The following is a 14538-nucleotide window of genomic DNA, read 5'->3' as shown; positions in this document are numbered from 1 at the left end:
AGGGAGATTGCTTCCATGCTGAAGAAGACGTTCGCCGCTCTGGCGCTGGGTACCGCACTGTTCTCCGCTGGCCAGGCCATGGCCGCGGACTACAAGATCGACAAGGAAGGCCAGCACGCCTTCATCGAGTTCCGCATCAAGCACCTGGGCTACAGCTGGCTGTACGGCCGCTTCGACGATTTCGACGGTACCTTCACCTTCGACGAGAAGAACCCGTCCGCCGACAAGGTCAAGGTGACCATCAACACCAACAGCGTGAACTCCAACCACGCCGAGCGTGACAAGCACCTGCGCAGCGCGGACTTCCTCAACGTCTCGAAGAACCCCACCGCGACCTTCGAGTCCACCGCCGTCAAGGCCGATGGCAAGAATGCCGAGATCACCGGCAACCTGACCCTGAACGGCGTGACCAAGCCGGTCACCCTCAAGGCCGAACTGGTCGGCCAGGGCGATGACCCGTGGGGCGGCTACCGTGCAGGCTTCCTGGGTACTACCACCCTGAAGCTGAAAGACTTCAACATCCAGCGCGACCTCGGCCCGGCTTCCCAGGAAGTCGAGCTGACCCTGTCGGTCGAAGGGGTGCGTCAGTAAGACGCAGGAATGCGAAAACGCCGGCGAATGCCGGCGTTTTCGTTTGTGGCGTCAGTCGCCGTGCTCCTGCAGGCACTGCCGCAGGAGCTGGGTGAGGGTGCGCTGCTCGTCGTCGTCCAGCGGCGCGAACAGACTGTCATGGGTGCGTGCGAGGATGGCCTGGGTGCGCTGGTCGACGCGCCTGCCGGCGTCGGTGAGGAACAGCTGGAAGCTGCGCTGATCGCCGGGGTTGCGCTCGCGGCGGACCAGGCCGAGGGTCTCCATCTCGCGGATCTTGCGGGTCACCAGGGCCTTGTCGCGACACATCTTGCGGCTCAGGCTCTGCAGGCTCTGGCCGGCATCGGCGCCGATCAGTTCGAGCAGGCGGATGTCCGGTGGGGCGAGGTCGATGCCCTCGGCGCACAGCCCGTCCAGGAGGCTTTCGCGCATATGGTCGAAAACCTTCATCAGGGTCTGCGGCAGGTCGGGATTCACGCTGTGGGTCATCGGCTCGGTCACGGTAAGTCTTGTGTAAATCAGGTTGATCGGCTCAACCATTTTTTCGTATTTTAGTTGATGTTATCAACTTTGTTCGTCAACGCGACTGCCTTGCGGGAAACCTACTGCGAATTCAGCTTTACGCTAAATCGTTTCAGTAGTTTTCCCTCAGGGCTTTCGGACGTTTACAAACACAGCTGAATGTAAGTATTTTTGCCAGCTTTTCCGGACCGGCAAGCCCACAGCCAACCCGGATGCTTTGCTCACGAGGATAACGATATGCAACGAAAGCCAGCCATGCGCGCCCTGGTTCCGGCCCTGCTCGTCGCCATGGCCACTCTTGCCGGCTGCGACAAGGCCCAGCCTCCGCAGGAGAAGCAGATCCCCGAAGTCGGTGTGGTGACCCTGCAACCGCAGGAGGTGACCCTGAGCACCGAACTGCCCGGCCGCACCACTGCGTATCGCATCGCCGAGGTTCGCCCGCAGGTGAACGGCATCATCCTCAAGCGCCTGTTCAAGGAAGGCAGCGACGTCAAGGAAGGCCAGCAGCTGTACCAGATCGACCCGGCCACCTATGACGCCACCCTGCAGAGTGCCCAGGCCAACCTGGTCTCCACCCAGCAGCAGGCCGAGCGCTACAAGGAACTGGTGAAGGACGAGGCGGTGAGCAAGCAGCAATACGCCGACGCCCAGGCCGCCTACCTGCAGGCCAAGGCCACTGCTGACAGCGCCAAGATCAACGTGCGCTACACCAAGGTTTATTCGCCGATCTCCGGCCGCATCGGCCGCTCCAGCGTCACCGAAGGCGCCCTGGTGCAGAACGGCCAGAGCACCGCGCTGGCCACCGTGCAGCAGCTGGACCCGATCTACGTCGACGTCACCCAGTCCTCCACCGCGCTGATCCGCCTGCGCCGCGAGCTGGCTGCCGGCCAGCTGGAGAAGGCCGGCGACAACGCCGCCAAGGTCAAGCTGTACCTGGAAGACGGCTCCGAATACCCCATCGAGGGCAAGCTGGAGTTCTCCGAGGTCTCGGTTGACCAGGGCACCGGTTCGGTAACCGTGCGCGCCATCTTCCCCAACCCGAACAAGGAGCTGCTGCCGGGCATGTTCGTCCATGCGCAGCTGGAAGAGGGCATCAAGAAGCAGGCCATCCTCGCGCCGCAACAGGGCGTCACCCGTGACTTCCGTGGCATGGCCACGGCCCTGGTGCTCAATGCCGAGAACAAGGTCGAGCTGCGCACCATCAAGGCCGAACGCACCGTCGGCGCCTACTGGCTGGTCAGCGATGGCCTGAAGCCCGGCGAGCGCCTGATCACCGAAGGCCTGCAATACGTCCAGCCGGGCGCCCAGGCCAAGGCCGTACCCGCGAAGAACGTGGCACCCGCCGCCGGTGCCGCGGAGAAACCCGCCGCCGAACAGCCGGCCAAGCAGGGTTAATCAAGGGGATTCGTCATGTCGAAGTTTTTCATTGACCGGCCCATCTTCGCCTGGGTGATCGCTCTGGTGATCATGCTGGCGGGCGGTCTGTCGATCCTCAAGCTGCCGGTGAACCAGTACCCGGCCATTGCGCCGCCGGCCATCGCCATCCAGGTGAGCTACCCGGGCGCCTCCGCCGAAACGGTGCAGGACACCGTGGTCCAGGTGATCGAGCAGCAGATGAACGGTCTCGACCATCTGCGCTACATCTCCTCGGAGTCCAACTCCGACGGCAGCATGACCATCACCGTGACCTTCGACCAGGGCACCAGCCCTGACATCGCCCAGGTCCAGGTGCAGAACAAGCTGCAGCTGGCCACCCCGCTCCTGCCGCAGGAAGTGCAGCAGCAGGGCATCCGCGTGACCAAGGCGGTGAAGAACTTCCTGATGGTGGTCGGCGTCGTCTCCGAAGACGGCAGCATGACCAAGGAAGACCTGTCGAACTACATCGTCTCCAACATCCAGGACCCGCTGTCGCGGACCGCCGGTGTGGGCGACTTCCAGGTGTTCGGTTCGCAGTACGCCATGCGTATCTGGCTCGACCCGGCCAAGCTCAACAGCTTCCAGATGACCCCGGGCGACGTGAAGACGGCGATCCAGGCGCAGAACGTGCAGATTTCCTCCGGCCAGCTGGGCGGCCTGCCCGCGGTCAAGGGTCAGCAGCTCAATGCCACGATCATCGGCAAGACCCGCCTGCAGAGCGCCGAGCAGTTCAAGGAAATCCTCCTCAAGGTCAACGCCGACGGCTCCCAGGTTCGCCTGAAGGATGTCGCCGACGTCGCCCTGGGCGGCCAGGACTACAGCATCAACGCCCAGTTCAACGGTAAGCCGGCCTCGGGTATCGCGATCAAGCTGGCCACCGGTGCCAACGCGCTGGATACCGCCAAGTCGATCCGCGCCACCCTGGCCACGCTGGAGCCGTTCTTCCCGCAGGGCATGAAGATCGTCTACCCGTACGACACCACCCCGGTGGTCTCCGCTTCCATCCATGAAGTGGTGAAGACCCTCGGCGAAGCGATCCTGCTGGTGTTCCTGGTGATGTACCTGTTCCTGCAGAACTTCCGCGCCACGCTGATCCCGACGATCGCCGTGCCGGTAGTGCTGCTGGGTACCTTCGGCGTGCTCGCCGCCTTCGGCTTCTCGATCAACACCCTGACCATGTTCGGCATGGTGCTGGCGATCGGCTTGCTGGTGGACGACGCCATCGTCGTGGTGGAAAACGTCGAGCGGGTGATGGCCGAGGAAGGTCTGTCGCCCCGCGAGGCGGCGCGCAAGTCCATGGGCCAGATCCAGGGCGCGCTGGTGGGTATCGCCATGGTGCTGTCGGCGGTGTTCCTGCCGATGGCCTTCTTCGGCGGCTCCACCGGGGTGATCTACCGGCAGTTCTCCATCACCATCGTCTCGGCCATGGCCCTGTCGGTGCTGGTGGCCCTGGTACTGACCCCGGCGCTCTGCGCCACCATGCTCAAGCCCATCGAGAAGGGCGACCACGGCGAACACAAGCGCGGCTTCTTCGGCTGGTTCAACCGTGCGTTCCTCTCCACCACCCATGGCTACGAGCGCGGCGTCACCTCGATCCTCAAGCACCGCGTGCCGTACCTGCTGATGTACGTGCTGATCCTCGGCGGCATGGTGTTCCTGTTCACCCGCATCCCCACTGCGTTCCTCCCCGACGAGGACCAGGGCGTGCTGTTCGCCCAGGTGCAGACCCCGGCCGGTTCTTCCGCCGAGCGCACCCAGGTGGTGGTGGACTCCATGCGCGAGTACCTGCTGGAGAAGGAAAGCAGCTCGGTGGCCTCGGTGTTCACCGTGACCGGCTTCAACTTCGCCGGCCGCGGCCAGAGCTCGGGCATGGCGTTCATCATGCTCAAGCCCTGGGAAGAGCGCCCTGGCGCGGACAACAGCGTGTTCGCGCTGGCCCAGCGCGCGCAGATGCACTTCTTCAGCTTCAAGGATGCGATGGTGTTCGCCTTCGCCCCGCCGGCGGTACTCGAACTGGGTAACGCCGTGGGCTTCGACATCTTCCTCCAGGACCAGGCCGGCGTCGGCCACGAAGTGCTGATGAACGCGCGCAACCAGTTCCTCGGCCTGGCCTCGCAGAACCCGGCGCTGCAACGCGTGCGTCCCAACGGCCTGAACGACGAGCCGCAGTACAAGCTGCTGATCGACGACGAGAAGGCCAGCGCGCTGGGCGTGTCCCTGGCGGACATCAACAGCACCGTGTCCATCGCCTGGGGCTCGAACTACGTCAACGACTTCATCGACCGCGGTCGGGTGAAGAAGGTCTACCTGCAAGGCCGCCCGAACGCGCGGATGAGCCCGGAAGACCTGGACAAGTGGTACGTGCGCAACAGCTCCGGCGAGATGGTGCCGTTCAGCGCCTTCGCCACCGGCGAATGGGGTTATGGCTCGCCGAAGCTGGCGCGCTACAACGGCGTGCCGGCCATGGAAGTCCTCGGTGAACCGGCCCCCGGCCGCTCCACCGGTGAGGCCATGGCGGCGGTCGAGGACATCGTCAAGCAACTGCCCAAGGGCGTTGGCTACTCCTGGACCGGTCTGTCCTACGAGGAACGTCTGTCCGGCTCGCAGGCTCCCGCGCTCTACGCGCTGTCGCTGATCGTGGTGTTCCTCTGCCTGGCGGCGCTGTACGAGAGCTGGTCGATTCCGTTCTCGGTGATGCTGGTGGTGCCGCTGGGCGTCATCGGTGCGCTGCTGGCGACGTCCATGCGCGGCCTGTCCAACGACGTGTTCTTCCAGGTGGGCCTGTTGACCACCATCGGCCTGTCGGCGAAGAACGCGATCCTCATCGTGGAATTCGCCAAGGAGCTGCACGAGCGAGAGGGCAAGCCCATCGTCGAGGCGGCCATCGAGGCCTGCCGGATGCGTCTGCGCCCGATCGTCATGACCTCCCTGGCCTTCGTCCTCGGCGTGCTGCCGCTGGCGATCTCCACCGGCGCAGGCTCGGGTAGCCAGCATGCGATCGGTACCGGCGTGATCGGCGGCATGGTCACCGCGACCATCCTGGCGATCTTCTGGGTACCGCTGTTCTATGTGGTGGTCAGTACCCTGTTCAAGGACAAGCTGTCCAAGGAACAGGCTGCCACCGAGAAGGGGCATTGATATGAGAAAGTCCTACCTGTCCCTGGCGGTAGCTGCCTTCGTGCTTTCCGGCTGCTCGCTGATCCCCGACTACGAGCGCCCCGAGGCGCCCGTGGCCGCGGCCTACCCCCAGGGTGATGCCTATGCGGCGGCGCAACCGGCCAACGCCGGCGCCGACATCGGCTGGCGCGAGTTCTTCAAGGACCCGCAGCTGCAGCGACTGGTCGAAGTGTCGCTGGAAAACAACCGTGACCTGCGCGTCGCCGCGCTGAACATCGAGGCCTACCGGGCGCAGTACCGCATCCAGCGGGCCGACCTGTTCCCGGCGGTGGATGCCAGCTTCGACGGCTCGCGCCAGCGCATTCCGGCCGACCTGTCGCAGACCGGCAGCTCGATGATCAGCAGCCAGTACGGCGCGACCCTGGGCGTCACCGCCTGGGAAGTCGACCTGTTCGGCCGCCTGCGCGCCCTGCGTGACCAGGCGCTGGAGCAGTACTTCGCCACCGAAGAGGCGCAGCGCAGCACCCAGACCAGCCTGGTGGCCAACGTCGCCAACGCCTACCTGACGCTGCGTGCCGACCAGGCCCTGCTGCAACTGACCCGCGATACCCTGGGCACCTACCAGAAGAGCTACGACCTGACCAAGCGCAGCTACGACGTCGGTGTCGCCTCGGCGCTGGACCTGCGCCAGGCGCAGACCTCGGTGGAAAGCGCCCGGGCCACCCAGGCGCAGTACACCCGCCTGGTCGCCCAGGATCAGAACGCCCTGGTGCTGCTGCTGGGCTCCGGCTTGCCGGCAGACCTGCCGCAAGGCCGCGGCCTGGGTGACGAACTGCTGGCCAGCGTACCGGCGGGCCTGCCCTCCGACCTGCTGCAGCGCCGTCCGGACATCCTCCAGGCGGAGCACCAGCTCAAGGCCGCCAACGCCAACATCGGCGCGGCGCGGGCAGCGTTCTTCCCGAGCATCAGCCTGACCGCCAATGCCGGCACCCTCAGCCCGGACCTCGGCGGCCTGTTCGACGGCGGCTCCGGCACCTGGCTGTTCAAGCCCTCGATCAGCCTGCCGATCTTCAACGCCGGCGCGCTGCGCGCGAGCCTGGACCTGGCCAAGGTGCAGAAGGACATCAACGTCGCGCAGTACGAGAAGGCCATCCAGACCGCCTTCTCCGAAGTCGCCGACGGTCTCGCCGCGCGCGGTACCTTCAACGAGCAGCTGCAGGCGCAGCGCGCGCTGGTGGACGCCAGCAGCGAGTACTACCGCCTGGCCGACAAGCGCTACCGCACCGGTGTGGATAACTACCTCACCCTGCTCGACGCGCAGCGCTCGCTGTTCAGTGCCCAGCAGCAGCTGATCACCGACCGCCTCAACCAGCTCACCAGTGAGGTCAACCTGTACAAGGCCCTCGGCGGCGGCTGGCAGGCCACGGCGGCGCAGGCCAAGCCGATCTCCGGCGAGGCGCCCAAGGGCTGATCTTCAGCCCCTGGAAACGACAACGCCGCCCTTCGGGGCGGCGTTTTTATTGGTGGGATTGGCGCGAGCGGTGGCCAATCGCGGACGGAGTCCGCTCCTACGCCACGTCGTGCGCGAACGTAGGGCATGCCTCATGAGCACGATCGCGGGAATGGGCTGCACCTTTCCGGAGTTTTTCGCGCTCGGGTCGGTCAACCCTCTCCCCAGCCCTCTCCCTGAAGGGAGAGGGAGCTGTCCGTGCCGGCTGACGCCGTGGTTTCAGCCGGTGCCGATACAGTCCCCTCTCCCTTCAGGGAGAGGGTTAGGGAGAGGGCAATCCTCTGCACGGAGTAACAAACGGAAAAGTTTTTTCAGCAACGTATGGCGGCGGATAACGCCGGGGGCGTTATGCGCCCTACAGGTTGATCCGGTGTTCGGGGCGGTTCTACAGGTAAGCACCGGGGCTGCGCCCCGCCGGCTGGATCTGGTTGTCCGCCAGCCAGTCCTGCGCGCACTCGCGCAGGCGTTCGCCCTGGTAGACGTACCAGGCCTGCAGCAGTTCGGGATAGCCCATCAGCACGTGGCGGAAGGCCTTGAATGGCTTGCGCCCTTCGATGGCGTTGGCCAGGGCGGAGTAGGCGTGGGGCTCGGGGACTTCGCGGAGGAAGTCGCGCATCAGTTCCAGCGACTGGCCGCTGCTCAGCGGTTCGATGGGCAGCAGGCGCTCCGGCTCGCGCTGCAGCAGTTCGGCCAGCTCCGGGTCGGGATCCTCGATGGGAATCAGCAGCACCTGGCCGCTGAACAGGTCGAGGTAGTGATCGATGCCCTGGGTATCCAGCGCGAAGGCCAGTTCGTCGAGGTCGATGGTCAGCGGGCGCATGGTCACTCTCCCTATATGGCGAGTGATCGATCCTACGCCATGCGCATGACAGCTGTCCTGCCCTTGTCGGCCGGTGCGGGCGCACCGACCGACTCAGGTATCACAGGCGGAAACGCCCCACCTGCAGTTGCAGCTCATTGCCCAGGCGCGCCAGTTCGGTGCTGGAGCTGGCGGTCTGCTCGCTGGCGGCGGCGGACTGGTCGGCGATCTCGCGGACCTGCACCACGCTGCGGTTGATCTCCTCGGCGACGCTGCTCTGCTGTTCGGCGGCCGAGGCGATCTGCAGGTTCATGCCCTGGATATCGGCCACGGTGCGGGCGATCACGCCCAGCGCCTCGCCGGCGCGGCGGGTCAGTTCCACCGAGCTGCCGGTCAGCCGGCGGCTGTCGTCCATTCGCGTCACCGCTTCCTGGGCGCTGCGCTGGAGGGCGGCGATCAGGGTCTCGATTTCCGCCGTGGACGACTGCGTGCGCTGGGCCAGGCCGCGGACCTCGTCGGCCACCACGGCGAAGCCACGCCCGGCTTCGCCGGCACGGGCCGCCTCGATGGCGGCGTTGAGCGCCAGCAGGTTGGTCTGTTCGGCCACCGACTTGATCACATCGAGCACGCTACCGATCTGCTCGCTTTCCTGGCGCAGCGATTCCATGGCCTCGGCGGAGCGATCCACCTCGCTGGCCAGGCGGTCGATCTGCTTCACCGCATCCTGCACCACCTGGTCGCCCTGGCGCGCCTGTTGGTCGGCCTGCTGAGCAGCGGCCGAGGCCTGCTCGGCGTTGCGCGCGACTTCCTGCACGGTGGCGGCCATCTCGTGGATGGCGCTGGCGACCTGCTCGGTCTCCACCCGCTGGCTGTTGACCCCGGCGCGGGTCTGCTCGGTGACCGCGGACAGCTCGTCGGCCGCGGTAGCCAGCTGGCTGACGCTGCCGCCGATATGCCCCAGCAACTGTGCCAGGCTCTCGCGCATGCGCAGCATGACCCGCTGCAACTGGCCGAGTTCATCGCTGCGCTGCAGGTTGAGGTCGCGCGACAGGCCCTGGGACAGGTCGCCATCGGCAATGCGTTCGGCCAGCTCCAGGGCCTCGTGCAGCGGGCGGACGATCTGCCGGTTGATCGCCCAGCCCGACAGCAGGCCGAAGGCCAGGGCGAGCACGGCGATCAGAATCTGCCGGGTCTTGGCCGCGGCTGTTTCGGCGTCGTTGCGCGCCAGGGTGTCGTCGTACAGGTGGTCGCTGGCCGAGAGCAGCGCTTCGCTGGCGCCGTTGAGGTCTTTGCGTGCCTGCTGGGTGGTGTTCACGCCGTCGCGGAAGTGCTCGATGCCGCTGCGATAGTTCTGCAGGTCCTGCAGTGCGCTGCCCAGGCCGTCGGTGGCGATGGCCGGCAGTTGGCTCTGCAGGGCGGAGCCGCTGTCGCGCAGCTTGTCGAACGCGGCGAAAGCCGCCTGTTCGGCGCTGGGCGATTGTTCGAAGACATAGCCGCGTACCTGGTAGCGCACCACCAGCAACTCCTGGTGCAGCTGGCCGACGGCCTGGGCGCCGTGCAGCAGCTGGGCGTCGCCGGGTTGCTCGGCGAGCAGCTCGAAGAGTTGCTTGTCCAGCGCTTCGAAGGCCTGCAGGGCACTCTGTGCGCTGCCCACCAGGGTGGCGCGGGCCTGGGTACGCTGATCGACGGCGCGGGTCAGGGCGCTGAAGGCTTCGCGGTACTCGCTGACGGCCTGGCGTGCCGCCTGCAGCTGCCTGACGTCGACGTCGCTGCCCTTGAGGCGCTGCTCGATCAGCTCCAGCATCTTCGTGCTGTGCTGCTCCACCTTCCCGGCCTGGCTGCGGTCGCCGCCCAGCTCGAACTGCAGGCGGGCGAGGTTGGCCTGCTGGCTGAGGTCGTTGAGCTCGGTGATGGTCGCCAGCTGCGCGCCGCGCTCGGCCTGGTTGTCCAGGCTGCGCAGGCCGCCGAGCAGCACCAGCAGGGTGAGGAAGAGGAGAATGCCGAAGCCCACCACCAGCTTCAGGCTGACGTTCAGGCGTCCCAGCTGTACTACTAGCCAATCGTACATGTCGAATACTCCAGGCAGGCGTCGCCACGGGATCGACGGCCCGTGGCTGGCAACAACAGAAAAGGCAAAGGCGAGGCGGATTTGTCGGGACGCATCTTCGTGCGTCAGAGGCTATCGGCGAGCGTTTGAGAAACTGAAGGTGGGAATTCGTCGCGGTAATTTTGGCGAGCGCGGGCTCTTGTAGGAGCGAGCTTGCTCGCGAACAGGCCCCGCTGCGGAGTCTGTGCTTCGTGGGATGGCGTGGAGCGCAGCGATACCCATCAACTCCGTGCGCCGACAGCATGGGTATCGCTGCGCTCCACCCATCCTACAAGAGCCGGCATGCTGACCTGCGCCACATAAAAAAGGCCCGCATTGCGCGGGCCTTTTCATTGCGGGGCGAATCAGACGCGGAAGCGGCTGACCAGCATCTGCAGCTCGTTGCCCAGGCGCGCCAGTTCGACGCTGGAGGCGGCGGTTTCCTCGCTGGCGGCGGCGGTCTGCTCGGAGATGTCGCGCACGTTCATCACGCTGCGGTTGATCTCCTCGGCCACGGCGCTCTGCTGCTCGGAAGCGGCGGCGATCTGCTGGTTCATCGCCTGGATGGTCGACACGGTGCGGGTGATGGCGCCCAGGCGCTCGCCGGCGCGACGGGTCAGGTCGACCGTGCTGACGGTCAGGTCACGGCTGGTCTCCATCATCTGCACGGCCTGCTGGGTGCCGCTCTGCAGGCCGGCGATCAGTTCCTCGATCTCCTCGGTGGAGGACTGGGTGCGCTGCGCCAGGCCGCGCACCTCGTCGGCCACCACGGCGAAGCCACGGCCGGCGTCGCCCGCGCGGGCGGCTTCGATGGCGGCGTTGAGCGCCAGCAGGTTGGTCTGCTCGGCCACGGCCTTGATCACGTCCAGCACGCTGCCGATCTTCTCGCTTTCGCGCTTGAGCTTGAGCACCGACTCGTTGGTGCGGCCGACTTCGCCAGCCAGGCGGTCCATCTGCGTCACCGCTTCGGTGACCGCGCCTTCGCCGTCGCGGGCCTGACGGTCGGCGGCGGAGGCGGCCTCGGAGGCTTCCTCGGCGTTGCGCGCGACTTCCTGCACGGTGGCGGCCATCTCGTTCATGGCGGTGGCGACCTGGTCGGTCTCGACTTTCTGGTTGTTCACCCCGGCGCTGGTCTGCTCGGTGACCGCGGACAGCTCCTCGGCGGCGCTGGCGATCTGCGTCACGCCGTCGTGGATACGGCTGATCAGCTCGCGCAGGGACAGGTTCATGCGCTGCATGCTCTTCTGCAACTGGCCCAGTTCGTCATGACGGTTGGTCGGGATGTCGCGGCTGAGGTCGCCGTCGGCGATGCGTTCGGCATGGCCCAGCACGTCGCGCAGCGGATTGACGATCTGCCCGGTGATGATCCAGGCGGCGATGCTGCCCAGCACCAGGGCGATCAGCGCGGCGAGGCTGAGCAGGGTCTTGGCCTGGGCGACACCGGCGTCGCGCTTGGCGGTCTGGGTGGCGGTCAGCTCGTTGCTGAGCTTCTCGATCTGCTGGCCGGAATCGCGCATGCGGTCGCGGGCGGCCTGGCTGTCGTTGACCTCGTTGCGGTAGTTGGTCAGCGCGTTGCGGTAGGTTTCCAGCGCATCGAGGGTGGCGCGGAACTCGCCGCTCAGTTCGGCCGGGGAGGTGCTCATGTCGCTCTTCACGCCGTCGATCAGTTGCTGCAGGGCGGCGAACGCCGGTTGCTCAAGGTTCTGTGCATCGGTGCTGGTGTAGGCCATCACCTGCAGGCGCGCCTGCATCACCGCGCGGCCGAGGCCGGAGAGGTCCTGCAGGTGCTGCAGGCTCTCGGCGCTGCCACCGCTGACCAGCTTGCCCTCGGCCTTCTGCAGGCCCTCGCTGACGGCGCCGGCGGACTTGATCAGCACCTGCTTGGCAGCATCGCGCTCGTCGAAGGATTTGAGCAGCTGGTCGTAGAGGCGGCGGTACTCCACCGACAGCTCGTGCTGCTGGTCGATGACGCGGCGGTCTTCCTCCTCGGTGAAGTGCGCTCTCAGCGACTGGTGACGCTGGTCCAGCTTGCTCAGCGCATCGAGCACCGCCTTGGCGTCCTCCGGCGCGCGGGTGGACTGGAATTTCAGGCGGGCGATGCGCAGGTCCTTGGCGATCGCGATCAGCTCGGAAATCTCGCCGAGCTTGTCGCCGCGGCTGATCACGTTGCTCAGGTTGATCCAGCCGGTGAGGGCGATCAACAGGGTGAGGAGTAGGACCAGGCCGAAGCCCGAGGCGAGTTTGAGTTTGACACTGAGGTTGCTGAACCAGCGAAACATGAAGGCGGCGCTCCAGGATTGATCAGGGCCGGTACGCATGGCTGAGCGGGAAATGCGCAGAGTGGGGGACGACCGGTAACGCAGATATCGGCGTTCTGTCCTGGAACTAGAGTGATGGCACTTTGTTTTTTTGACTGGCGGTTCACGCTGGAGGCCGCGTGGTCATTGGGCTGCAGTGATTTCGAGTTAGAACAGCCGTGCCAGAAGTGCGGTCACCGCGGTCTCGACGCGCAGGATCCGTTCGCCCAGCTGCACGGGGTTCAGCCCGGCTTCGCGCAGCTTGTCGACCTCATAGGGAATCCAGCCGCCTTCCGGGCCGATGGCCAGGGTCACCGGCTCGCTCAGCGCGCGTGGGCAGTCCGGCCAGGGGCCGGGGTGGCCGATCAGGCCGAGGCTGCCGGCGGCCAGCGCCGGCAGGCGGTCCTCGACGAAGGGCTTGAAGCGCTTCTCGATGATCACCTCGGGCAACACCGTATCGCGGGCCTGTTCCAGGCCGAGGATCAGTTGCTCGCGCACGGCCTCGGGGTCGAGGAAGGGCGTCTGCCAGAAACTCTTTTCCACCCGGTAGCTGTTGAGCAGCACCAGCCGTGGCACGCCCATGGCGGCGACGGTCTGCAGCACGCGGCGGAGCATCTTCGGGCGGGGCAGGGCGAGCAGCAGGGTGAGCGGCAGCTTGGCCGGCGGGGGCTGGTCGAAGCTGACCTGCAGCTCGGCCTCGTTGGCTTCCAGGCGTAGCAGGCGGCCTTCGCCCATCAGTCCGCCGAGGCGGCCGACGCGCAGGCGGTCGCCGTTTTCGGCGCGGTGGACTTCCTGCAGGTGGGTGAGGCGGCGGTCGCGCAGGATCACGCGGTCCGCCGCAACGAAGTCGGCGTCGTCCAGCAGCAGCAGGTTCACGGACGGGTGGCCGGCGGCTGGTCGCCCTTGGACTCTTCTTCCTCGTCTTCCGCGCCGCGCTTGCGGATCAGGTGGCTGAACAGCACGCCAGCCTCGAACAGCAGCCACATCGGCACTGCCAGCAGGGTCTGCGACAGCGGGTCCGGCGGGGTGAGGATCATGCCGACGACGAAGCAGCCGATGATGACGTAGGGACGGATCTTCTTCAGGTAGGCCACGTCGACCACGCCGATCCACACCAGCAGCACGGTGGCCACGGGAATCTCGAAGGCCACGCCGAAGGCGAACAGCAGGGTGAGGAAGTCCAGGTAGCTGTTGATGTCGGTCATCGGCGTCACGCCTTCCGGGGCCTGGCCGAGGAAGAAGTGGAACATCAACGGGAACACCAGGAAGTAGGCGAAGGCCATGCCGGCGTAGAACAGCACGATGCTGGAGGCCAGCAGCGGCAGGGCGACGCGCTTCTCGTGCTTGTACAGGCCCGGCGCGATGAAGCCCCAGACCTGGGCCAGGATGATCGGCATGGCGATCAGCACGGCGACGATCATGGTCAGCTTCAGCGGCGCGAGGAAGGCCGACGCCGGGTCAATGGCGATCATCGTCGCGCCTTCGGGCAGGAAGCGCCGCAGCGGCTCGGAAGCCAGCGCGTAGATCTTCTGCGAGAAGTACAGCAGGCCGATGAAGATCACGAAGATCGCCACCACGCAGCGCAGCAGGCGCGTGCGCAGCTCGGTCAGGTGCGAGACCAGGGGCATTTCCTGGTCATGTTCGGGCTGGTCGGGTTTTTCGGCGCTCATGGGTTACGCGGCGTCTCGGACGGAGCGGACGGCGGGCTCGGCGGCTCCGTCGGGCCCGCTTGCGGGGCCTGGGGGGCAGCGCTCGGCTCGGCCGGTGCGGCGGGTGCCGCTTGCGGGGCAGGCGCAAGACCGGCGCCCGGCAGGCTGTTCAGGCGGCTGTTGGGCGCGATGGTATTCGGCGCGATGCTCGGCGCCGCAGGCGGTTCGACGGGCGTGCCCTGAGCGGCGGGCTGGTCCGTCGGCTGCTGCGGGGTGAAGGCATCGCGGGCCTGATCCTGCAGGTCGGTCAGCGGCGCCATCAGCTTCTTGGCTTCCTGTTCCATCTGCAGGATGTGCTCGTTGTGCAGCTGGCGGCGGATTTCGTCCGCGCCCAGCTCACGCTCCACTTCCGTCTTGATGGCGTTGAAGCTGCGCTTGAGCCGGCCGATCCACAGGCCGGCGGTGCGCGCGGCACCGGGCAGGCGATCGGGGCCGAGCACCAGCAGGGCGACGAGGCCCACCAGCAGCAGTTCGCTGAAGCTGATACCGAACAT

General features: G+C 66.4%; 11 protein-coding genes and 1 pseudogene. 4 read left to right on the top strand and 8 right to left on the bottom strand.

Translation table 11 applies throughout. The features are described from left to right. The first annotated feature begins 15 nt into the window (after window positions 1-15). Window positions 16-591, top strand: a complete 576-nt coding sequence (locus HNP46_RS15480; protein ID WP_184590410.1) for a YceI family protein — start codon at window positions 16-18, stop codon at window positions 589-591. Window positions 592-642: 51 nt separating this feature from the next. On the opposite strand, the gene HNP46_RS15475 is transcribed toward HNP46_RS15480, so the two are convergent. Beyond that, window positions 643-1077: a MarR family winged helix-turn-helix transcriptional regulator gene (locus tag HNP46_RS15475; protein WP_184590644.1), complete on the bottom strand. Its 435-nt coding sequence runs from the start codon at window positions 1075-1077 to the stop codon at window positions 643-645. Between the two features lie 270 nt (window positions 1078-1347). On the opposite strand from HNP46_RS15475, the gene mexA reads away from it, so the two are divergent. Genes mexA through HNP46_RS15460 form a run of 3 tightly spaced genes read left to right on the top strand, consistent with a single transcriptional unit; the run spans window position 1348 to window position 7114 of the window. Then, a complete protein-coding gene (gene mexA, locus HNP46_RS15470; RefSeq protein ID WP_184590408.1) occupies window positions 1348-2505 on the top strand; it encodes a multidrug efflux RND transporter periplasmic adaptor subunit MexA in 1158 nt (385 codons plus the stop codon). Between the two features lie 15 nt (window positions 2506-2520). After that, complete coding sequence (locus HNP46_RS15465; protein ID WP_184590406.1) at window positions 2521-5664, top strand: efflux RND transporter permease subunit; 3144 nt, start codon at window positions 2521-2523, stop codon at window positions 5662-5664. A 1-nt stretch (window position 5665) separates the two neighbouring features. After that, a complete protein-coding gene (locus HNP46_RS15460; RefSeq protein WP_184590404.1) occupies window positions 5666-7114 on the top strand; it encodes an AdeC/AdeK/OprM family multidrug efflux complex outer membrane factor in 1449 nt (482 codons plus the stop codon). 424 nt (window positions 7115-7538) lie between these two features. On the opposite strand, the gene HNP46_RS15455 is transcribed toward HNP46_RS15460, so the two are convergent. From HNP46_RS15455 to tatB, 7 genes and pseudogenes are all read right to left on the bottom strand, one after another. Beyond that, window positions 7539-7973, bottom strand: a complete 435-nt coding sequence (locus HNP46_RS15455) for a UPF0158 family protein (RefSeq protein ID WP_184590402.1) — start codon at window positions 7971-7973, stop codon at window positions 7539-7541. 100 nt (window positions 7974-8073) lie between these two features. After that, on the bottom strand, window positions 8074-10020 hold the full coding sequence (locus HNP46_RS15450; protein ID WP_184590400.1) for a methyl-accepting chemotaxis protein: 1947 nt from the start codon (window positions 10018-10020) through the stop codon (window positions 8074-8076). A 383-nt stretch (window positions 10021-10403) separates the two neighbouring features. Further along, a complete protein-coding gene (locus HNP46_RS36205; RefSeq protein ID WP_409372441.1) occupies window positions 10404-11117 on the bottom strand; it encodes a methyl-accepting chemotaxis protein in 714 nt (237 codons plus the stop codon). A 159-nt stretch (window positions 11118-11276) separates the two neighbouring features. Further along, window positions 11277-12317 (bottom strand): annotated as a pseudogene (locus HNP46_RS36200) (methyl-accepting chemotaxis protein); the annotation flags it as partial. Between the two features lie 186 nt (window positions 12318-12503). After that, complete coding sequence (locus HNP46_RS15440; protein WP_184590396.1) at window positions 12504-13211, bottom strand: 16S rRNA (uracil(1498)-N(3))-methyltransferase; 708 nt, start codon at window positions 13209-13211, stop codon at window positions 12504-12506. Beyond that, window positions 13208-14005: a twin-arginine translocase subunit TatC gene (tatC, locus tag HNP46_RS15435; RefSeq protein ID WP_184590394.1), complete on the bottom strand. Its 798-nt coding sequence runs from the start codon at window positions 14003-14005 to the stop codon at window positions 13208-13210. The genes HNP46_RS15440 and tatC overlap by 4 nt, the downstream gene beginning before the upstream one ends. Beyond that, window positions 14002-14538, bottom strand: a complete 537-nt coding sequence (gene tatB, locus HNP46_RS15430) for a Sec-independent protein translocase protein TatB (RefSeq protein WP_184590392.1) — start codon at window positions 14536-14538, stop codon at window positions 14002-14004. Before tatB ends, tatC begins: the two co-directional genes overlap by 4 nt.

The organism is Pseudomonas nitroreducens (genome assembly GCF_014204515.1).
GTDB lineage: Bacteria > Pseudomonadota > Gammaproteobacteria > Pseudomonadales > Pseudomonadaceae > Pseudomonas > Pseudomonas nitritireducens_A.
Note: the sequence above shows the minus strand (reverse complement) of the source record. Positions and strands in the feature narration are given on the sequence as shown.